The sequence below is a fragment of the Desulfovibrio desulfuricans DSM 642 genome (assembly GCF_000420465.1).
In the GTDB taxonomy this organism is placed as follows: Bacteria; Desulfobacterota; Desulfovibrionia; order Desulfovibrionales; family Desulfovibrionaceae; genus Desulfovibrio; species Desulfovibrio desulfuricans.
Genome location: NZ_ATUZ01000014.1, coordinates 255152 through 275823 on the forward strand (window position 1 = coordinate 255152; position 20672 = coordinate 275823).

Sequence of the window (20672 nt, forward strand, 5' to 3'; positions counted from 1 at the left end):
CGTCTGTGTCTATGTTCTTAAGACAGCTAACTTGCTTTTATCATTGAAAAATCAAGTGAACATTCCAACAACGTCCAAGGAAACACCGGAAACATTTTCCCGTATTTTCGCCCGGTTGACGGGCTGCTATTGTGCCTTGAGCTCCAGTTCTGTCACTAGTTGTTGGAGCGCTTTGTCACTAACTAGAATTTTTTTAATTTTTTTAATAGCATATATAACAGTGCTATGGTCTTTTCCGCCAAAGGCCCGCCCGAGTTCCGGGTAGGAAAGACCCAACTTGCGCCTGCATATATACATGGAAACCTGCCGCGCCAGCACGAGGTCTGGCCGGCGTTTGCCGCCAAGCACGTCTTCGGGCCGCAGATTCATGGCCCGGGCCACTACGCCAAGAATTTCCAGACAGCCTGGCGTTTTGTCGGCCACGCCCGTGCGCACAATGTTTTCAAGGTCTGCCTGCGACAATTCGCACCCTGTAACGGAACAAAAGGCCGCCACCTTGAGCAGCAGCCCCTGTAGCAGACGAAACTGCGAACAGCGCTGGGCAATGAACAGCAGCTGTTCCCGAGTGAGGTTCATGTGCCGTTCTTTGCTCATGGCCTGCAGGTAGCGCATACGCACATCAAGATCAGGCTCCATGAGTTCTACCACAAGCCCGCTTTCTAGGCGCGAACGCAAACGTTCGTCCAGAGCCTTGAGAGCCTGCGGCTGACCCGTGCAGGCAAAAACCATCTGTCCTGGCTTGCCGTCCTGCCCGGCGCTGCGCGGGCAGGCATCCATGCAGGATACCAGTTTGCGTTGCCACGCCGACTGCCCGGCAATATCCTGAATATCGTCCAGCAGCAGAACGTCGCACTGTTGCCAGAAAATTTCCGGCCTGCGCACCCATGCCGGATTGTCTGCGCAAAAGCGCGCAGCCGCAGCAATAATTACGCGGCTGCCTGTATGCCCTTCTGCCAGGGTGGCTGCCATGGATCGCAAAATATGGCTTTTGCCTGTGCCGCTGTGCCCACAGAGCAGAAAGGGATTGTAGGCCACATCGGCGCGCCTTTCTGCGATCTCCTTGGCGGCAGCCAGGGGAAAGGCATTTTTTGCATTGGCAATAAATGCTGTGAAGGCATCGTTTTCAATTCTGGGCGCTGCGGGGGTATCCGCGCGCACCATAAAAATTTGTTTGTTCTGATCGGCAGTTTTTTGCTCCACATGCGGGAGCGACCATGTCTGCGCGTGGCCCAGGGTGGGCTGTTCGTATACTATTTGCGGAAGCTTTTTGTCGGCAAAGCGGCAGGAAAGCGCCTGTTCAAAAAGATCGCGCTTTTGCTGGTTGAACCACGCGGCAAAATAAAAGTGGGGAAAGCCGACGGTTAGTGTATCGCCTTCATGACGCAGGGTAAGGGATTCCAGCCAGTCTCCCCTGTCGTTGGCCTTTTGCTGTGCCAGTATGTCCCGCAACTCGTTTTTCAGCATAGCGTATGTGGCCTGTCCATAGGCCTGTGGATAACTGTTCCTTCCGGGGTATTGCGCCAAGACATGCCAGCATTTCAGGCAGGGCCCACAGGCCTTGTTTGCCGGATTTGGCGCGGTTCTCGCCATGAAGGAACAAAGAGCATGCATACCATAAAGCTTAATATGAAACAAGTGCCGCCATATTCAACGGCCTCCCCGCTCCCTGTCCTGCGTGGAAAAACAGAGGGGATCAATGATACCGGTCAACGGCATGGATACAGTTTTTATAATATACTGCATTATCTGTTAAAATCTGTGTAAAACCTCAATGCCTGCTAAGGCGGCTGGACAAGGAACACCACGGCAGGTATACGTTTGCAATGTTTTTGCACATGAAGATTCGCTGGATACTGGTCGCGGCCCTGTTTCTGCTTTTTGCAGGTTTGTTTGCCTGGGAAAAGGGGTGGCTCCCGCTTGATCAGTTGCAAGCTGGCATTCCCGATGCGGGTGGGCAGGCTTCTGCTGATCAGGCAGCACCTGCTAACAGTGGGGAAGACCCTGCCAACGTTTCCAAAGCCCAGGGGACAGAAGCCGCCTCTCAGAGCAATCTTGCTGAAGGTGACGGAAATACCGGAGCAGGTCTGACGCAATCCGCTGCGCCGGACGCTGCAAATCCTGATGAAGAATCTGCCGCCCCTGGCGAAGAAGTGGTCAAGGGCACGGTTGAGAAAGGTGATACTGTCACCAAGATTCTTGCCGGGGCTGACAGCCAGGCCGTGCAGGATTATATAAGCGCCGCGCGCCGAGTGTTTTCCATGCGGGCTTTTCGTGATGGTCAGCCCTACGTGGTTGTAACCGATGCCGCCACAGGCAAGGTAAAGCGTTTTGAATACGAAATAGACAGCCGCCGTCGTCTGGTGGTGGAGGGCATGGAACAGCCAGTGGCCAGGGTGGAGGCCATTGAATATGTCACCCTGCTCACCACCATGAGCGCCACCATTGACGACAATCTTTTTCAGGCAGTGGCCGATGCCGGGGAAAGCCCGCAAATGGCCCTTAAGCTGGCAGAGCTTTTTGGTTCGGAAATCAACTTTATCCGTGATCTGCAGGAAGGTGATTCTTTCTCTGTGCTGGTTGAAAAGCGCTACCGCGAAGGTGAGTACAAGGGCTATGGGCGTATTCTGGCCGCGCATTTCACCAACAAGGGTAAAACCTTTGAGGCCTACCTGTTCCGCGAAGGAAACAAGGCCGCCAGCTATTATAACAGCAAGGGCGAAAACGTCCGCAAATCACTGCTGCAGGCTCCCCTGGCATTCACGCGCGTGACCTCGCGCTTTACAAAAAACAGGCTCCATCCCATATTGGGATATAGCAGACCACATGAAGGTGTGGACTATGCCGCTCCCACGGGTACGCCTGTCAAGGCTGTTGGTGAAGGTGTGGTTACGCAGCGTGGCTGGGCTGGCGGCTACGGCAATCAGGTTATTGTGCGTCATGGGGGCGGATTGGAGTCTTTGTACGCGCATTTATCCGGCTATGCCCGGGGCCTGCAAAGCGGGCAGAAGGTGCGTCAGGGGCAGGTTATTGGTTTTGTGGGCATGACGGGCCTTGCCACTGGGCCGCATCTTGATTTCAGGCTGCGGCAGAATGGCAAATTCGTAAATCCCGCCAAGGCCATTAACCCCAGAGGCGAACCGGTCAGCAAGAGCGCCATGAGCGCCTTTGAAAAAGTAATGGCTGTGGAACTGGCAGCGCTTAAGGGAGAAAAAAACTTTCCCGAGTATACTGTGGACAGTATTGTGGTCGACAAGGTGGATCTGCCGCAGCCCGAAAAATCATCCGAGCCGGAACACAAGGCTGAAAAGCGCAAAAAGAAGCATAGAAACTAGTTTATTTTAAGCTCGTAAAGTTTTTTCCGACAGGGCCGCCACATCTCGTTAAACGGATGCGCGGCATTGCGGCGGATTTTCCGCCCAGGGGGGGCTTTATGACATACTATGACCCAGCATCCGGGCTTTCTGTTATCGTGCTGCCGGGCTCACCCGGCAACCCGGACTCCATTACGTACTACCCCTCCATTATCAACGATTCCACGGCTGCTGCGGAAGCCCTGCTAGCGGAGGAAAGCGCCAAATCCTTTATGCAGACCCAATGGCGGCTCGCCGCCTCCAACATGGTGGGGATTGGCGTTATTGCAAGCGGGTGGGCCTGAGTGTCGTTTGTCACCAAGATATGAATTTTATATTAGTTATTTAAATATATTATATAAAAAATAAAACATATTGATTATTTCCCTGCTGTCATTTTAAGGCAGGCTTTTGCCCAAGCAACAGCCAAATCTGGCTGAAAGTTGCACGGTTTCCCCCCTTTTTTGCTGCAAGTAGCCGAACATGGCCTGTTTTGGGCCTTGGCGGTTGCATTGTGAAGCGCGAAACGATACACAAATTCTCATGTCATCGCGCCGTCTTCTTTTTCTTACCCCCGCTCAGGCAGTCACTGCCGTCTTTCCCGCGTTGCGAAATGCGGGCTATGAGCTTGGCATTGCAGAAAATCTCAAGGGCGCTTCCGTTTTTATAAAAAAATCCGGGCCGGACGTGATTTTTTCACGCCCCTCATTGCCGGGTTTTCGTGTGGAAGATCTGCTTGCCGTTGGCGCGGAAGACCCCAATTTTCCTCCAGTCATAGTTATTACGGACAAAGGCAGCCCTGAAGAGGCCGAGAGGCTCATGGGGCTGGGTGCGCGGGACTACTGGCTTGAACCGCTGGATGTGGACCGTGTGGCCGCTGTGGCAGGCCAGAAACGCAAGACTGCCCCAGTTCCGGCTGTGTCCACCCTTGGCGGACACAAGACCCGTCACGGAGGCTCTGGCCCGCGTATTGTGGGCGAGCACCCTGCCATTGCCCGTGTGCTGCAACTGGCCCGCCAGGTGGCCGGATCGCGCGCTACAGTGCTGATTACCGGTGAATCGGGTACTGGTAAGGAAATGTTTGCCCGCTATCTGCATGCCATGAGCAAGCGCGCGGAGCAGCCCTTTGTGGCTGTGAACTGCGCCGCCCTGCCGGAACACCTGCTTGAGAGCGAGCTTTTTGGGCATGAGAAAGGCGCGTTCACCGGGGCCATTGCCCGCAAACCCGGCAAATTTGAACTTGCCGATGGCGGCACCCTCCTGCTTGATGAAATTTCTGAAATGGATATGGCCCTGCAGGCAAAGCTCCTCCGTGTGCTTCAGGAGGGCGAGATCGACCGTGTGGGCGGCACCGAGACCATCAAGGTTGATGTGCGCGTACTTGCCACCACCAACCGCGATCTTGAAGGCTGGGTAAAAGAGGGCAAGTTCCGTCAGGACTTGTATTTTCGTCTGAACGTTATTCCCCTGCGGCTGCCTTCGCTGCGCGAGCGCGGGGATGACGTGCTGGAACTGGCCAGATTTTTCATAGGCATGTATACGCGTGAATATCAGTTGCCTGCCGCCCCCCTTTCTGAAATCGCAATTGCCTGGTTGCAGCAGTATGACTTTCCCGGCAATGTGCGCGAACTGCAAAACCTGATGGAACGCGCAGTGCTGCTGGCTAACGGCAGGCCTGTTGAGCCTTGCCATTTTCTGCTTGAGAATGAAGACTGGCCGCTGTTTGAAGAAGAAGCTCCCCAGTCGGCTGCACTGGTGGAAGAAGACCATGCCAACGCGCTGGCGGCCTCTGCGGCTGTTCAGGATGTTGATGCACCACGCGCCGGCGAATATGCCCCGGTACAGGGCGTATCGGCTGGGGCTGGAGACAACCGCATGCAGGGCGCCGTTATTCCTCTGCACGAGATGGAGCGCATCATGATTCTCAAGGGGCTTGAGGTAACCTCCGGCAACCGTACGCAGGCCGCCGATCTTCTGGGTATTTCAGTGCGCACGCTGCGCAACAAGCTGAACGAATACCGCGCTGCCGGGCACCCCATCGACTGATTTTGCACGGATAATTTTTCTGACAGATATAAAAACGCCCGCTGATGCGGGCGTTTTGCGTTACGTGCTCTGGTTAGCACCTCAATGCGGAGGTGGGTGCGCGGAGGGTCTTTTGCAAGACGACCCCTCCCCCGCAACCACCCACCATGAAAGGTACTAGCTGTGGATGTGGCAGCAGCTTTTGGCAAGTTTGTCATAAAGCCATGTCATGTCCATTGAACCATGTTTTTCAATGGATTGCAGCTTTCTTAGACCAGCTTCTGTAATTTTGCGGGCCAGTTCCGCCACAGAAGCTGCCTCCTGCCGTCGGATGGACACAATGCCGTCCGCGTCCGCCACAATCAGATCACCGGGCTGAATAACCACGTTGCCCATGCTGACAGGTATGTTAATCTCACCGCAGGCGTCCTTGTATGGCCCGTTGGGCGACACTGCCCGCGCGTAGACGGGAAAATCCGTCTGTCGCAGGGCTTCGGCATCACGCACGGCTCCATCAATAACAAAGCCTGCCAGACCGCGCGCCTTGCCAAGTGCCGCTACAATTTCGCCAGCTACGGCTCTTTCCGTATAGCCTGCGCAGGATACCACCAGCACGTCGCCGGGCCGGGCGTTGTCTACAGCATAGTAGAGCAGCAGATTTTCGCTTGCTGGCAGATTGACGGTATAGGCGGTTCCCAGAATGCGGCTGTTGTTAAAGGGCTTGAGCCCTGACGGCAGGGCGGCGTTGCGGCCCAGGGCATCGCAGATGTCCGCAACAGCCAGATCAGCGTACTGGCGTACAATTTCAGACGAAAGGCGATCAATCTGACAGTTGATGGCGTAACGCATGTTTTGTTCCCTGCGCTGGATGCTTGCCCACCTTTGCCAAGCGGGGTTGATGTTGCTGCACATCTGGGTTGATCAAATGTCTATGCGGTAATGCTTAACAACATCCTCATCCACGTCTATGCCAAGACCCGGCGCGTCGGAAACTGTTATTTTGCCGTGGACAGGCCGGAAATCCGGGCTGATGAAGTTCTCTTCAATGGGGGTGGTGCAGATTTCCATTTCGTTGCCAAAGGGGTTGGAGATCACAAAATGGGCTGTGGCCGCCACACCAGCGCCGTAATAGAACGAGTGGGTTATCAGGGGAATATTCCAGGCTTCTGCCATGCCCAGAATTTTGCGGCAGCAGGACAATCCTCCGGCCTTAATAACGTCGGGCTGTAAAATATCAACGGCGTTTTTTTCAATCAGGGTTTTGAATCCATAATGGGTGTATTCATTTTCGCCTGCGGCAATGCTGATGTTGCTGCGTTCGCGTATGAAGCTCAGACCATCATAATCATCCATGGGGCTGACGGGTTCTTCAAGCCAGCGGAGGGAGTATTCTTCCATGCGCTGCGCCATGGTCACCGCTTCCCGCCTGCTCCAGCAGCCGTTGACATCCAGCGCAAGTTCAACGTTGTCGCCAATGGCTTTTCGCGTTGCCGCCACAGATGCCAGATCCCGCTGGTGCAATTTGACCATATGATAGCCGTCTCCGGCCTGTGCCGCGGCATCTTCCGCTGCTTCTTCCGGCGTTGGGTACGGAGGGAGGCTGGCGTATCCACGAATGGAACTGTGGTGCGCGCCACCGAGCAATTTGTAGACCGGGAGGCCGCTCATTTTTCCCAGAATGTCCCATAGGGCGATTTCCACGCCGCTGATGGCGTTCAGAACCATCCCTTTGCGCCCGTATCTGAAGGTGGCGATGTACATTTTTTGCCACAGGGCATCGATGCATGTTGGGTCAGCGCCCATCAACCGGGGTTTGAGAGCTTCAACAATGAACTTTGCCACGGCGCATGGCGTGAGCCGCCAGGCTTCGCCAATTCCGGTAATACCTTCATCCGTGTGGATTTTTACCAGTACATGGCCGTCACTTTCAGTGTTGAAACACTTTTCAGATTTTGAAGCCTTTATTTTTTGCGGAATGCGCAAAGGTATAGCCTGCACATCAGTAATTTTCATCCCACACATCTCCATGTAATGCAGTGAATCACAACAAACTTGCCGATGTTCCATCCAGACATATTTCTAAAAAAACATGCCTGTGGGCGTAGGTACATTGAGCAGCTTCACAAAACTGAGCCAGAGCAGGATGCAAAAAATCAGGGAATACAGCGTGCTGACTTTGGCCAGATGCCCAATACCTTTGTTTTTGTCGCCCAGAATCATGGACGTGCAAAAAATAAAGGCAGCCGTGCTGACAAAGAAGCCCAAAATTGGTAACAAAACTGCGTAAAACAATGCTATTGCCGCAATTATTGCTACCTTTTTCCAGGCAACGGATTCGGTTTCGCAAGAAGAATTGTCACGCCGTTTCAGGTATATCCCCTTACCGACAAACCACACCCCGCCAAGCGCTATCACTGTAAGAAGCGCCGCAGGAAAGACGCGCGTCACGTCTTCCAGCTCGTGCATCTGCAGGGCGAAAGCGGCGCTGATTGCCAGAAAACACAGTCCGCACAGGATATCTTGATTGCTTTTACACATTGGTATTCTCCGGGCGTTCATCCTGACAGCGACATTTTGCTTCATTTTCCTGCATACGCAGTTTTTTCAGGTGCAGCAGATACGGGGTGGCCAAAGAAAGCGCCAACGCAAGCACAAGCACCTTGCTGATGGTGCTGTTGAGCATGATGGCAGGGAGGCCGCCCGGCACGGAGTGGGCAAGATCAAGGCACTTGCCAAGGTTTTCTTCAATCATGGGCCCCAGAATAACGCCCAGGGCCATTGCCCCGGTGTCCATGCCAAGCTTGCCGCCAAAAAAGCCCACAAAACCGAACACCATGACAACCCATATGTCGATTATGCTGTTGGAAATGGCATAAGCGCCAATATATGACAGAACCACAATGCCAATGGCCACAAAGGTCAGCCTCAGCGTCAGCAGTTTTGCCATGCAGCGGCACAGAACAAAGCCAATGGGAATCATGAGCAGATTTACGGCAAACTGCGAAAAGATGAACGTATAGGCCAGTTCGCCTGTGGCAGAAAAAATCTTGAATCCAGGCTGGATGCCATGCGCCATAAGAGCCCCGAGGATTACGGCCGCAACGGCGCTGCCGGGAATCCCCAAGGTCAGCATGGGGATAAGAGAACCACCGATAACCGCATTGTTGGAACTTTCAGATGCGGCAACACCCTCTATGCATCCCTTGCCGTAAATGGAAGGATCTTTGGCCCAGCGTTTGCTCTCATTGTATGCGATGATGGAGGCGATTTCTCCTCCTGCTCCGGGCAGCATGCCCACCCACGTGCCAATAAGCGACGAGCGCAGCAGGATTTTTTTGCATCGGCGGGCGAGGTATGAGGCTGTTCTTCCAAACGTACCCTTGCGGGGATTGTAGTCAGCCACAAATGTTTTATCCGTACCAATCAGATAAAGCACTTGCGAGAACGAAAACAGGCCAATCATGCACGGGATGACGGAAACGCCCTGAACCAAGCCGTAAGAACCAAATGTGAACCTGGGTACGCCAGCATTGGGATCAATGCCAATGGTGGAGATAAGCAGCCCTATCGCGCCAGAAACAATACCCTTGCCCATGTTTCCGGGGCTCATGACGGCAATGGTGCTCAAACCAAAAAGACACAGCCAGAAATTTTCCGGCCCGCCGAATTGCAGGGCAAATCGCGCCAGAGCGCCAGCAAGGAACAAAAGAAAGAATACGCCTACAATGCCGCCAAAGGCAGAGGAAAGCAGCGAGGTATACAGGGCCTTGTCCGCTTCGCCGTGTTGCGTAAGCGGCCAGCCGTCAAAAGTTGTGGCAACAGAAGAAGGCGTACCTGGTGTGCAGATGAGCACCGCCGAGTTGGAACCGCCGTAAATGGCGCCTACATATATGGCGCCGAGCATGACAAGACCAGAGGTAGGATTCATGGCAAAGGTCGCGGGGACCATAAGGGCAACACCCATGGTAGCCGAAAGACCCGGCAGGGCGCCAATGACTATGCCGCCTGTAAGGCCAACAATCATAAGAAGAATATTCAGGGGATCAATAAGGTTCAGAAGCGATGGAACGATAAACTCGGTCATATGTGGCTCCTGGGGACAGGATGGACAGCAGACTGTCCATCCTGTCCAAAAAATCTATTTGAGTAGGCCGGCTTCTGAGAGCAGAGCTTTGTCTTTTTCCTCGACAGAACGGATGTAGGCTGCTGTGGCAGCTCCATCCAGGTACTCCGCAGGTTGGCCGGCTTTTTTCATATCTGCCAGATAGCTGGGATCGTTGCAGATTTTATTAAAAGTTTCCCGCAAAAACGCCATTTTGTCTGCGGGGGTGCCCTTTGGGGCAGCAAAAATGCGACGTATGTCAGAAACAAGATTCACGTTTTGTTCACGCAGGGTCGGCACATCGGGCAAAAAGTCATTGCGCTTTTCTGCCGCAACATTGAGCACATTAAATTCGTCAATGGAGCGCATGACATCGTTGATATTGCCAAAAATCAGATCAACTTCGCCGCCAAGCAGGGCCGCGTTCTGATCAGCGGCGCCTTTATAAAAAACACGGCTCAGCTTCACATCGGGGAAGAGTTTGTTGAACTCCAGAAACATCAGATGATGCCCGCTCAGCGGGCCGACAAGCCCAACCCTGACTGCATTGGGAGAAGCCTTTGCGGTATCAATAATATCCTTGAACGACTTGAACTTACTTGACTTAAGCACGGCGATGCACTGTGGGTCGTTGACCACCTGGGCAATGTATTCAAAGCTGTCTGCATTGAAAGAGGCACGCTGTGCGAGGGATTGAAGTACGAGATGCGGGACGTTAAGGCCGCCGATGGTGTAGCCATCAGGGTTTGCCTTGGCTATTTCCGTAAAGCCGATAATGCCGCCAGCGCCGGGTTTATACACAAACACCCAGGGTTCTTTGACATATTTATCCCAGTACTTTTGCATGATCCGTGCTTGAACATCACTGGAGCCACCTGCGGTAAAAGCAATGATCATGCTGACGGGTTTGTCTGGGTACGCGGCGGCAGCCGGATGGGCAGCCATTGAAATGAGGGAGAGGGCGAGGAAAAGGCAAGGTAAAATGGCTTTGAACTTCATCTAGGCCTCCTTTTCGAAAGCAGTATCATTCCTTTTTTTGGGAGGAAAGTATCCTGGGAAAGCAACTTTCCCAGGATACATAACGCAACTTAGGCGCTTTCGTACAAACGGGTCATAATGAATTCTCTGTGTCCCAGAACTTCAGCGGATGTATTGCGTCCATTGCAGGTGCGGAACATCATTTCAAGCAGCTTGTCGCCAGCGGCATCAAGGTTGATTTCGCGGCGCAGAATACCGGAAACGTCAACATCAATGTGCTCGCTCATGGTGCGCACGGTACGGGGGTTGGCCGAAAGCTTGATCACCGGCAGAATGGGATTGCCGATGATGTTGCCCTGACCCGTGGGGAAAAAGTGCACCACAAAACCGGAGGCAGCGCAGAGCGTAACCATTTCAGCAGCGGCAGAAGAGGAATCCATGAACCACAAGCCGGGGCCGGTGGGCATTTCTGCCTTGTCGAGGCAGCCGATAACAGGGGCTTTGCGGCCAATTTTCTGCACATTGCCCAGGGCTTTTTCTTCAATGGTGGTCAGGCCGCCTTCAATGTTGCCCTTGGTGGGCTGGGAGTCGCTGAGGTCGTCTGTTTTGTGGTCGTCCACAACCTTGGCGTAGCGGTCAAAAAAGCCCTTGAACTTGGCCCGGACCTCATCGTTGGCGCAACGTTCCATAACCAGGTGTTCGCCGCCGGTGATCTCAGTGGTTTCACCAAAGAGGGTGGTGGCGCCCTTTTCCCACAGTTTGTCAAAAGCGTTGCCAACGGTGGGGTTGGCGGCGATACCGGAGGTGGTGTCGGATTCACCGCACTTGGTGGAAACCCACAACTCGTTTACCTTGCATTCGGTGCGTTGCAATTCGGTGGCGAAGTGCATGAATTCCTTGGCCTTGCGGGAAGCGCTGCAAATGGTTTCAAGGTCGCCGTGCTGTTCGATGGCAAATCCTTCAACGGGCTTGCCGGTTTTGGCGATACCGTCTACCACGCGCTTGGTCCACTGTGGCTCAATACCGATAACGATAACGGCGGCAACGTTGGGGTTGGAGCCCACGCCGATCAGCGTGCGGAAATGCAGGTCAAGGTCTTCGCCGAACTGAAGGCGGCCATAAGCGTGGGGAAGAGCCAGGGTGCCCTTGACGTTGTTGGCTACCGCTTCGCAAGCGGCGTTGGAAAGATCGTCCAGGGGCAGAATGATAACGTGGTTACGGATGCCCACGCGGCCATTTTCGCGGCGATAGGCCATAAATGTCTGTTGCATCAGATCACCACCTCTTGGTTTTGACGTTGTGGACATGCAGGTGCTCGCCACGCTTGATGGGCTGCACGACCTTGCCAATGTCGGTGCCGTACTTGATGACGGTGTCGCCCACAGCCATATCCTTAAGGGCAATCTTGTGGCCGATCGGAATGTCGTTCCGCGTTTCAAAGTCGAGGCTCTGGTTGCCGTCCATGACCCAGCCATTGAGCTTGTCGCCTTTCTTCACCCCTTCGACAACGATAACACCGACGCTATCGCCGGGTTCATGAACCACAAAATGGGTTACCATACCGCTCTCCTTTAATAACATTGCTATAAAAAAGTTTTTTGAGGCAAAAACTTAATGGCAGTATGAGCAAAACAAGAGTATATTTTGCAAAATTATTAGTTTGTATCTGTGGAGTACTGTATATCCACACATAAATACCAATAATATTTTGTGCCTTTAAGCCTTGCTGCAAGATATAGAGCAATTGGTGTGCCAAAAAGTATGCTGCCCGGTATCTTATGAGAATGATGGACTTATTTTCACAAACTTGGTTGAATAACCAGTGAATGCATTGATTTATTGGTAAATTTGATTATATTTGGGCATAGAATTGCCCAAATATAGGCGGACAGGATGAAATATAAAATTACCCCAAAGGGGCTGAGCAGTCCCTCTCTCACTGTCGGACAGGTTGTTCACCACCTGGCGCGTATTGTGGCCGGAAAAATCGACAGAAACGTTTTTTTTCAGATTTTATCCAGACAGCTTCGTGAGCTTTTTCACTATGACAGGTTTTGTATTAATCTCTATGACGCAGAACGGGAATTTCTGAACCTGTTCACCGCTGCGGATGGAACCGTGGTAGAATCACTTTCAAATACGCGCATAGCGCGCAACACGGTTGCCGGCCTTGCCATATCCTCGCGCAAGCCTGTGGTTATTAATGACCTTTCTGTGCATAACCTGGGCGATGGCCCCATGCCGCTCTCGTCAGTGGGCCTTAACGCAACTATTGCCCTGCCCCTGATCATCAACCGCGAGGTCATTGGCACGCTGCACGTCTCCTTTGTAAAACAACCTGATAATATTGTTGAGATTCTGAATTTTCTCATTGAACTTACGCCAGTGCTCACGGCTTTTCTGTTCGCAGTCCTGGCTGAGGAACGCATGGCAAAGGTCAGGCCAGTGGCGGAGCATTCCGGCAGAATGCAGGATGACTCAAGCAGTATTCTGCTTGAAAGCAAGCTGCTCGAGACGCCGCCCATGGTGCGTACAATGGCTGTGGTGCGCAAAGTTGCAAAGTTGAACATTCCCGTGCTTATCACCGGAGAAACAGGCACGGGTAAAAGCATGCTGGCGCGTTGGCTGCATCGTCACAGCCCGCGAAGGGAAGAAAACTTCGTCAAGGTCAACTGCCCTTCCATCGCGCCCACACTTTTTGAAAGCGAAATGTTCGGCTACGCAAAGGGTGCTTTTACCGGGGCCACAGCCAAGCGCATTGGCCGTATTGAACTGGCCCAGCACGGAACCCTGTTTCTGGATGAAATTGGCGAACTTGCGCCGGAAATGCAGAGCAAACTGCTGCTTGTGATGGAAGAAAATTCGTTTGAGCGCGTGGGCGAGGCTGAATCGACGGGCGTGGACATCCGCGTAATTTCAGCCACCAATATTGATCTGGCGGCGGCCATGGCCGAGGGGCGACTGCGGCGGGATCTGTACTACAGGCTCGGTTCAGTGGTTGTGCGTATGCCTTCGCTGCGGGAGCGCAAAAGTGATATTCCCCTGTTTGTGGACCATTTCATTCATCAGTTCTCCAAGGAGTACGAGATACGCCCTCCCCGGCTGAGCCGTTCCGTGGTGCAGGCCCTGCACGGGCATTCATGGCCCGGCAATATCCGTGAACTGCGCAATGTGGTGAGCCGTATGCTGCTTCATTCGCTTGATTCGGCGGTCACAGAGGATTTTGTTTTGGAGGCCCTGCACCAGTGGGAACCCGAAACTGCGGAGAGACAGCCCTGCGAGTCAGCTGCTCCTGCGGCGGGCGGAATCTCTGGGAGCGTTGCTGCCCCGGCATCGGGCGGCGCAGGCAGCGTGCAGGCGACAGCCCCGGAGCGCCTCCCCACACTTGAAGAAAATGAGCGTGGTCATATTGAACGAGCATTGCGTCAGTCCGGCGGGCGTATTTCCGGGCCGCGAGGAGCAGCGGCGCTGCTGGGTGTGCCGCGCTCTACCCTGCAACACAGAATGCGCAAGTTGGGCATGGACAGGTAGCGTTTTTTAGCTCCCGTTCGCTGTGCCGCAAGTCGATAGGTGGCTATTTTCTTTCGTACTGTTCCTGTTGTTGAGTTTCCTACAGTTTGCGCTTATGATGCCTCCCTATCTTTTGGGAAATTCCGCATCTCGGAGTAAGCATGCTTGAGTATATCCGTTCCAATTCGCAGTCTCTTGGCGTCAAACTGGCTTTTGGCCTCATTATCCTTGTCTTTGTTTTTTGGGGCGTGGGCAGTATGAAGGATCAGAGCGCGGGCAATGTTGTCGCCATGGTTAACGGCGAACCCATTACCGTGCGTGATTTTGAACTCGCTTATCGCAATGCGGAAGAATCCGTGATGCGCAACAACCCCGGCGCAACGCGTGAGCAGGTTCGTCAGGGGCTTGGACGTCAGGTGCTGCGTGATCTGGTCAGCCAGACCCTCGTGCGTCAGGAAGCCGCCCGTGCGGGCATTACTGTGACGCCGCTTGAGCTGCGCATTGCAGTGGGGCAGATCCCGGCTTTCCAGAATGCCAAGGGGCAGTTTGACCCTCAGGCCTACAAGCGGGTTTTGGAAATGCAGCGCATCTCGCCCGCGCAGTACGAGCACGACATGAGCGAAGACCTGCTGCGCCAGAAGCTCTTTGCCCTGGTCACTGCCGCAGCGTGGCATGATCCTGCCGAAGCTCAGAACCGTTACAACTTCCTGCGTGAACAGCGGGTGCCTGACTACATCTTTATTCCTGCTGCCGATTTCATGGCAAATGCCAAACCTTCGGATGCGGAAGTAGCCGCCTATTACGACAGCCACAAGGCTGAATTTGCCGTTCCTCCCAAGGTGGACGTGGCCTATATCCGCGTTTCGCCAGAAAATCTGGTCAAGCCAGAAGCCATCAGCGAGGCTGACGCCCGCAAGTGGTACGATGCCAATCTCGCCCGCTTCAATCAGCAGGAAGAAGTCAAGGCCGCACACATTCTTGTGCCGCTGGCCGAAGACGCCGCCGAGGCGGACGTGAAGAAGGCCCAGGAATCAGCTGCGGCCATTGAAAAAGAACTCAAAAGCGGCAAAAGCTTTGCAGATGTGGCCAATGCTCATAACGGCCCCAATGCTGCCGGCCCCGGCGGCGAGCTTGGCTGGATCAAGCGCGGCACCACGGTCAAGCCTTTTGAAGACACGGCCTTTGCCCTTGAACCCGGCAAGGTTTCCGCCCCTGTGCGCAGCCAGTTTGGTCTGCACATCATCAAGGTGGAGGAAAAGAAGGGCGGCGACACGCAGCCCTTTGCCAGCGTTGCCGCCGATGTGCGCAAGGCCATTGCCAAGGAACAGGGCGCGGACAAACTGCGCGATGTTCTTGACAACCTTATTGAAGACAACATCCTCGGCAAGCCGCTTGAAAAAAGCGCGCAGGCCCTGGGACTTGAAGCCCAGCAAACGGGCATGGCTTCCGCGCAGGAACTGCAACAGAAGATGGGCATCAGCGCCGAAGCCGCCGCAAGCCTTGAAAAGACCCCGGTCAATTCGCCGGTGGACAGGGCGCTTGAAGCTGGCGATGCCTATGTGGTGGCCCGCGTGCTCAAGGCGGAACCCGCGTCCACTGCGCCGCTTGAAGCTGTGAAAGACAAAATTTTTGCCCGTTTGCAGGGTGAAAAGGCCCTAGCCGAAGCCCTGCGCACAGCGGTGGAGCGCCGCAAGAACCTTGCGGACGGCCCCATCAACCCCACAGTTAAGACGGGCATGGGCATCAAGACCGCCAACCCCATGGATCGCAGCGGAGGCCTGGCAGATTTTGGGGCTGACCCCGAGCTTGCCGCAGCCCTGTTCCATGCCAAGGTTGGCCAGTGGCTGCCTGCGGCCTTTGCCGTCAACAGCCCCAAGGACGGTCAGGGCGCAGTGCTCGTGCATGTTGGCGCTGTGCAGCCTCCCGATCCCGCAGAATGGGACATGATCAAGGACATCATGGTCAACGCCGTGGAGCGCGAACGCCTTCAGGGCATGTATGAAACCTTCATGCAGCGCCTGCTTTCGACCGCCAAGGTTGAAGTGCACAACATGGACATTGTGGACAGAAAAAATATGTAGCTCTGCCCTGCCGATGGCCCAGTGCCCCCGGCGCGCAGGCGACAGACACATTGAACTCTCGACCGGAACCGCGTATTGCGGTTCCGGCCTTGCATATTTCCCCCCAACCCTCTCCGTTCTGGCGGCAGGGATATTTACAAAACGACATACCTACCTATTTCTCACAGGTCGACCGAATGGTCTGTGAACGGGCCTTGCCCGGCGATAAAAGGAGGCACTCTATGTGCGGCATTATCGGTTATGCGGGCCACAGGCCTGCGGTACCCGTTGTAGTTGAGGGCTTGCGCCGTCTGGAATACCGTGGGTACGACTCTGCGGGCGTGGCTTTCGCCCGTCAGGGCGATCTGCATGTGGTGCGCGCCACCGGCAAGCTGGCCGCGCTGGAAGAAAAGCTCGCCCACGAAGAAGGCGTGACCACGCCCACCAGTGCCATGGGCCACACCCGTTGGGCCACCCACGGCGTGCCCGCCGAGCGCAACGCCCACCCCCACCGTTCCAACGATGGCACGCTCGCCATTGTGCACAACGGCATCATTGAAAATTATCAGGAAATCAAGGCCGACCTGACGGCCAAGGGCTATACGTTCAGCTCCGAGACTGACACCGAAGTGCTGGTGAACCTCGTAGCCGAACGCCGCAAGACCGAGCCTGACCTGCTGCACGCCTTTGCCGCCGCCCTGCGCGAAGCGCACGGCGCATACGCGGTCTGCCTTATGGACAAAAGCGAACCCGGCGTCATCTACGCGGCGCGCATGTCTGCTCCGCTTATCTTCGGTCAGGGCACGGGCGAAAACTTTGTGGCGTCCGACATCCCGGCCTTTCTGCCCTACACGCGCCAGGTGGTGTTTCTGGAAGACGGCGAGCTGGTTCGCGCCACCGCTTCTGACTACGCCATCATGCGCCTTAAGGATCTGAGCCCGGTGCAGCCCGAGCCGCAGACCATCCAGTGGGACATGCAGGCCGCGCAAAAGGGCGGCTACCGCCACTTTATGCTCAAGGAAATTTTTGAGCAGCCCCGCGTTATCACCGATGGCCTCACGGGCCGCATTGAAGGCGACCACAGCGATGTGCGCCTTGCGGAGCTGGACAGCCTGCCTGTGCCGCGCCGCCTGCATATTGTGGCCTGCGGCACGTCTTACCATTCCGGCCTGTGGGGGCGGCATCTGCTGGAGCATTGGGCGCATGTGCCTGTGCAGGTGGAAATCGCTTCCGAGTTCCGTTACAGGGACGCCCTGCTGCTGGACAAGGACGACATGGTGCTCGTTATCAGCCAGAGCGGCGAAACCGCCGATACCCTGGCAGCACTGCGTATTGCCAAGGAAAAGGGCGTGACCGTGCTTGGCCTGTGCAACGTGGTGGGCTCGTCCATCGCGCGCGACGCCTCCGCCGTGCTCTACACCCAGGCCGGGCCTGAAATCAGCGTGGCCTCCACCAAGGCCATGTGCAGCCAGATGCTCATGCTGGCCCTCATGGCCCTGTACTGGAGCAAGCGCAACGGCACCATGTCTGCAGACGAAAGACGCAAGATCATCGACATGCTGGAAAACCTGCCCGCCATGCTGGACGCTTCGCTGCCCGCCATGCACAAAAAGGCGCGCGAGCTTTCGCGCAAGTACGCCCAGGCCCGCAACTTCTTTTACCTTGGGCGCGGTCATTGCTACTCCCTGGCTCTGGAAGGCGCGCTGAAGCTCAAGGAGCTTTCGTACATCCACGCGGAAGGCTATGCGGCTGGCGAAATGAAGCACGGCCCCATTGCCCTGATCGACCCCTCGTTCCCCACTTTTGCCCTGGCGCTGGATGATGTCCTGTTGCCCAAGGTGAAGTCCAACATGGTCGAGGTGCAGGCCCGGCAGGGCAAGGTTATCGCCCTGACCAACGAAGGTTTTGACCTTGGCGCGGAAGATACCTGGGTTATCCCCTCCCTGCCCGCTCCTCTGGCGGGCTTTATGGCCCTGCCCGCGCTTCAGCTTTTCAGCTATGAAACCGCCGACTACCTCGGCAAGGATGTGGATCAACCCCGCAATCTGGCCAAGAGCGTAACGGTGGAATAGACAGATCAGCCCCCGGCGGGCACTTCGCCGCCGAAAAAACAGTTGCCCCGCGCCTGCCGTGCAAATATATCCGCCGGCAGGCGCGGGGCTTGCTGTGGTGCACCGGTTGTCCGGCCTGTCCGGTGTCCTGATATTCGATTCAGTCATATCCGGCAGGCAATTGCCGCCTAATGCCCTGATTCTGCGCGGCTTGCCTAGTGCGGGCAAATTGGGCATAATCCGGTTCTGTAACCTTTCAGGCCTTTGCGGAGGCGCACATGCAGCCCGAGATTCTGCTTTTCGACATAGGCAATACATCCATCAAGATTGGGCTGGGCAACGAGCGTCATGTGCTGACCTCGTACACCCTGCGCACCGATACCGCCCAGTCGGCGGACAATTTTGGTCTTACCCTTCTCACTCTTTTGCAGCATGCTGGCGTTGCGCCAGCGCAACTCAAGGCCTGCGTCGCGTCTTCTGTGGCGCCCGGTTTTGATCCCCTGCTGCGTGAGGCTGTGGCCCGCTATGTGGGCTGCCCCTTGCAGCGCGTGGGCAAGGAACTGCCCGTTCCACTTGAAAACCGCTATGAACGCCCTGCGGAAGTGGGCGCGGACAGGCTGGTGGGGGCCTACGCTGCGCGCCGTATGTATCCGGAAACGCCTTCTCTGCTTATTGTCGATTTTGGCACGGCAGTAACCATCGACTGCGTGAGCGGCGATGCCTACATGGGCGGCCTGATTTTCCCCGGCCCGCGCACGGCCCTGACCGCGCTTTCGCGTGAGGCCGCCAAGCTGCCAAGGGTCAACCTTGACGTGCGCGCCAACGAGCCCACGCCGGGCCGCAATACCACCACCAGCATCCAGCACGGCCTTGTTTTTGGCTTTGCCTGTATGGTCGAGGGCCTCACACAGCGCCTCAAGCGGCAGATGTCCGGCCCGGTCAAGGTGCTTGGCACAGGAGGCTTTGCCTCTTCCATCGCCAGGGTCAGCAACGTGTTTGATCAGGTGCTGCCCATGCTCCTGCTTGAGGGTCTGCGCAGGCTGCACTATGAAGAGCCCGGCACTGACGAGTAGCGCCATAAATCCAGCCTGACTGTCAGGCGGCGCTTCTGGCCCGGGGCGGAAGTTGCACTGACAAATTTTCTGATCGACATTATCCGCAGACCATCGGCCTTTGCCCGTGGTAAGCATTTTCGTAAACAAGCCCGCCAGGGCAAAAGGAGTAGACAATGAGCAGCATTGCTTCTGTTTATGGCCGTGAGATTCTCGATTCGCGCGGCAACCCCACTGTTGAAGTGGAAGTGACGCTGGAATCCGGTCACAGTGCCCGCGCAGCGGTGCCCTCCGGGGCTTCCACGGGCAGCCGCGAAGCCCTGGAAATGCGTGATGGCGACAAGAGCCGTTTTGGCGGCAAGGGCGTGACAAAGGCCGTTGACAACGTCAACGGCGAAATCGCCGAAGCCATTGTCGGCATGGATGTGCTGCGTCAGGTGCAGATCGACAACACCCTTATCGATCTTGACGGCACTGACAACAAATCCCGCCTTGGCGCCAACGCCATGCTGGGCGTTTCCATGGCCTGCGCGCGCGTGGCTTCCGAATTTCTTGGCCTGCCGCTCTACAAGTATCTTGGCGGCATCAACGCCAAGGTGCTGCCCGTGCCCATGATGAACATCATCAACGGCGGCGCGCATGCTCCCAACAATCTGGATATTCAGGAATTCATGATCATGCCCTTGGGGGCCATGACCTTCCGTGATTCCCTGCGCATCGGTGCGGAGATTTTCCACACCCTTCAGGCCATCCTCAAGAAGGACGGCCACGTGACCAGCGTTGGCGACGAAGGCGGCTTTGCCCCCAACCTGAAGAACCATGATGAAGCCTTTACCTACATCATCAAGGCCATTGAAGAAGCGGGCTACAACCCCGGCTCCGAAGTGGCTCTGGCCATCGATGCCGCGGCCAGCGAATTTTACAAGGACGGCAAGTACGTGCTGGGCGGCGAAGGCAAGACCTTCAACAATGCCGAAATGAGCGACTGGCTGGCCGAATTCACCCAGAAGTACCCCCTCATCTCCATCGAAGACGGCATGTCCGAAAGCGACTGGGACGGTTGGGGCATGCTGACCGCCTCCCTTGGCGACCATATCCAGCTGGTGGGGGACGATGTGTTCGTGACCAACCCCGGCATTCTGGCCGAGGGCATTGATCAGGGCGTGGGTAACTCCATCCTTATCAAGCTCAACCAGATCGGCACGGTTACGGAAACTCTGGACACCATCGAGATGGCCAAGGAAGCTTCGTACAGCACAGTTGTTTCACACCGCTCCGGCGAAACCGAAGACAGCTTCATTGCCGACCTCGCCGTGGGCGTCAACGCCGGGCAGATCAAGACCGGTTCGCTCTGCCGTTCCGAGCGCATGGCCAAGTATAACCAGTTGCTGCGCATTGAAGAAGAACTGGACGACGATGCGGATTTCTTCGGCCCCATCATGGCCGAATACTATCTCCAGGCAGAAGACGAAGACTAGGTTTATCCGCCCGCAGATCAGGCCGCGCTAAGGCAGGGTCTGCGGGCTTTTCACAGCTGATCGCGT

At 55.6% G+C, this 20672-nt stretch carries 16 protein-coding genes; 8 read left to right on the forward strand and 8 right to left on the reverse strand.

Annotated features, from left to right (window positions below):
- Positions 1–126: 126 nt before the first annotated feature.
- Positions 127–1464, reverse strand: coding sequence for a DnaA/Hda family protein (locus G449_RS0109290; protein WP_022659039.1), 1338 nt, complete (start codon positions 1462–1464; stop codon positions 127–129).
- A 371-nt stretch (positions 1465–1835) separates the two neighbouring features.
- Between G449_RS0109290 and G449_RS16655 the strand changes: the two genes are divergently transcribed.
- The 3 genes from G449_RS16655 to G449_RS0109305 all read left to right on the forward strand — a co-directional run bounded on the left by G449_RS16655 (position 1836) and on the right by G449_RS0109305 (position 5396).
- Entirely contained in the window at positions 1836–3332 is a 1497-nt protein-coding gene (locus G449_RS16655; RefSeq protein WP_081640524.1) for a M23 family metallopeptidase, read from the forward strand.
- 98 nt (positions 3333–3430) lie between these two features.
- Complete coding sequence (locus tag G449_RS0109300) at positions 3431–3655, forward strand: hypothetical protein (protein WP_027180870.1); 225 nt, start codon at positions 3431–3433, stop codon at positions 3653–3655.
- 238 nt (positions 3656–3893) lie between these two features.
- Positions 3894–5396, forward strand: coding sequence for a sigma-54-dependent transcriptional regulator (locus tag G449_RS0109305; protein WP_022659042.1), 1503 nt, complete (start codon positions 3894–3896; stop codon positions 5394–5396).
- Positions 5397–5552: 156 nt separating this feature from the next.
- Here the strand turns inward: G449_RS0109305 and G449_RS0109310 are convergent, their stop codons facing one another.
- From G449_RS0109310 to G449_RS0109340, 7 genes are all read right to left on the reverse strand, one after another.
- Positions 5553–6224 (reverse strand): RraA family protein, encoded by a 672-nt coding sequence (locus G449_RS0109310; RefSeq protein WP_034605506.1) that lies wholly within the window; start codon positions 6222–6224, stop codon positions 5553–5555.
- A gap of 72 nt (positions 6225–6296) precedes the next feature.
- On the reverse strand, positions 6297–7388 hold the full coding sequence (locus G449_RS0109315) for a mandelate racemase/muconate lactonizing enzyme family protein (protein ID WP_022659044.1): 1092 nt from the start codon (positions 7386–7388) through the stop codon (positions 6297–6299).
- Positions 7389–7454: 66 nt separating this feature from the next.
- Positions 7455–7958 carry a tripartite tricarboxylate transporter TctB family protein gene (locus G449_RS0109320; protein WP_245170802.1) on the reverse strand — a complete coding sequence of 168 codons (504 nt, stop codon included), beginning with the start codon at positions 7956–7958 and terminating at the stop codon, positions 7455–7457.
- On the reverse strand, positions 7906–9459 hold the full coding sequence (locus tag G449_RS0109325) for a tripartite tricarboxylate transporter permease (RefSeq protein ID WP_022659046.1): 1554 nt from the start codon (positions 9457–9459) through the stop codon (positions 7906–7908). The genes G449_RS0109320 and G449_RS0109325 overlap by 53 nt, the downstream gene beginning before the upstream one ends.
- 54 nt (positions 9460–9513) lie before the next feature.
- Positions 9514–10374, reverse strand: coding sequence for a tripartite tricarboxylate transporter substrate binding protein (locus G449_RS0109330; RefSeq protein WP_245559847.1), 861 nt, complete (start codon positions 10372–10374; stop codon positions 9514–9516).
- A gap of 191 nt (positions 10375–10565) precedes the next feature.
- Positions 10566–11726 (reverse strand): UxaA family hydrolase, encoded by a 1161-nt coding sequence (locus tag G449_RS0109335; protein ID WP_022659048.1) that lies wholly within the window; start codon positions 11724–11726, stop codon positions 10566–10568.
- Positions 11727–11730: 4 nt separating this feature from the next.
- A complete protein-coding gene (locus G449_RS0109340) occupies positions 11731–12015 on the reverse strand; it encodes a UxaA family hydrolase (protein WP_022659049.1) in 285 nt (94 codons plus the stop codon).
- A 333-nt stretch (positions 12016–12348) separates the two neighbouring features.
- Here G449_RS0109340 and G449_RS0109345 point away from each other — a divergent pair, with 333 nt between their 5' ends.
- The 5 genes from G449_RS0109345 (at position 12349) to eno (ending at position 20606) form a co-directional block, all read left to right on the forward strand.
- Entirely contained in the window at positions 12349–13986 is a 1638-nt protein-coding gene (locus G449_RS0109345) for a sigma-54-dependent Fis family transcriptional regulator (protein ID WP_022659050.1), read from the forward strand.
- 140 nt (positions 13987–14126) lie between these two features.
- Positions 14127–16046: a SurA N-terminal domain-containing protein gene (locus G449_RS0109350; protein ID WP_022659051.1), complete on the forward strand. Its 1920-nt coding sequence runs from the start codon at positions 14127–14129 to the stop codon at positions 16044–16046.
- 221 nt (positions 16047–16267) lie between these two features.
- Positions 16268–18097, forward strand: coding sequence for a glutamine--fructose-6-phosphate transaminase (isomerizing) (gene glmS, locus G449_RS0109355; RefSeq protein WP_022659052.1), 1830 nt, complete (start codon positions 16268–16270; stop codon positions 18095–18097).
- A gap of 257 nt (positions 18098–18354) precedes the next feature.
- Positions 18355–19149: a type III pantothenate kinase gene (locus tag G449_RS0109360; RefSeq protein WP_022659053.1), complete on the forward strand. Its 795-nt coding sequence runs from the start codon at positions 18355–18357 to the stop codon at positions 19147–19149.
- A 155-nt stretch (positions 19150–19304) separates the two neighbouring features.
- Positions 19305–20606 carry a phosphopyruvate hydratase gene (eno, locus tag G449_RS0109365; RefSeq protein ID WP_022659054.1) on the forward strand — a complete coding sequence of 434 codons (1302 nt, stop codon included), beginning with the start codon at positions 19305–19307 and terminating at the stop codon, positions 20604–20606.
- The last annotated feature ends 66 nt before the right edge of the window (positions 20607–20672 follow it).

Bases quoted from the DNA above. Each gene is read 5' to 3' on its own strand.
- G449_RS16655 (WP_081640524.1), top strand. From the start codon at position 1,836: ATGAAGATTCGCTGGATACTGGTCGCGGCCCTGTTTCTGCTTTTTGCA.
- G449_RS0109300 (WP_027180870.1), top strand. From the start codon at position 3,431: ATGACATACTATGACCCAGCATCCGGGCTTTCTGTTATCGTGCTGCCG.
- eno (WP_022659054.1), top strand. From the start codon at position 19,305: ATGAGCAGCATTGCTTCTGTTTATGGCCGTGAGATTCTCGATTCGCGC.
- G449_RS0109325 (WP_022659046.1), bottom strand. From the start codon at position 9,459: ATGACCGAGTTTATCGTTCCATCGCTTCTGAACCTTATTGATCCCCTG.
- G449_RS0109340 (WP_022659049.1), bottom strand. From the start codon at position 12,015: ATGGTAACCCATTTTGTGGTTCATGAACCCGGCGATAGCGTCGGTGTT.
- G449_RS0109305 (WP_022659042.1), top strand. From the start codon at position 3,894: ATGTCATCGCGCCGTCTTCTTTTTCTTACCCCCGCTCAGGCAGTCACT.
- G449_RS0109350 (WP_022659051.1), top strand. From the start codon at position 14,127: ATGCTTGAGTATATCCGTTCCAATTCGCAGTCTCTTGGCGTCAAACTG.
- G449_RS0109360 (WP_022659053.1), top strand. From the start codon at position 18,355: ATGCAGCCCGAGATTCTGCTTTTCGACATAGGCAATACATCCATCAAG.
- G449_RS0109290 (WP_022659039.1), bottom strand. From the start codon at position 1,464: ATGCTGAAAAACGAGTTGCGGGACATACTGGCACAGCAAAAGGCCAAC.
- G449_RS0109315 (WP_022659044.1), bottom strand. From the start codon at position 7,388: ATGAAAATTACTGATGTGCAGGCTATACCTTTGCGCATTCCGCAAAAA.
- G449_RS0109335 (WP_022659048.1), bottom strand. From the start codon at position 11,726: ATGCAACAGACATTTATGGCCTATCGCCGCGAAAATGGCCGCGTGGGC.
- G449_RS0109310 (WP_034605506.1), bottom strand. From the start codon at position 6,224: ATGCGTTACGCCATCAACTGTCAGATTGATCGCCTTTCGTCTGAAATT.
- glmS (WP_022659052.1), top strand. From the start codon at position 16,268: ATGTGCGGCATTATCGGTTATGCGGGCCACAGGCCTGCGGTACCCGTT.
- G449_RS0109330 (WP_245559847.1), bottom strand. From the start codon at position 10,374: ATGATCATTGCTTTTACCGCAGGTGGCTCCAGTGATGTTCAAGCACGG.
- G449_RS0109345 (WP_022659050.1), top strand. From the start codon at position 12,349: ATGAAATATAAAATTACCCCAAAGGGGCTGAGCAGTCCCTCTCTCACT.
- G449_RS0109320 (WP_245170802.1), bottom strand. From the start codon at position 7,958: ATGAAGCAAAATGTCGCTGTCAGGATGAACGCCCGGAGAATACCAATG.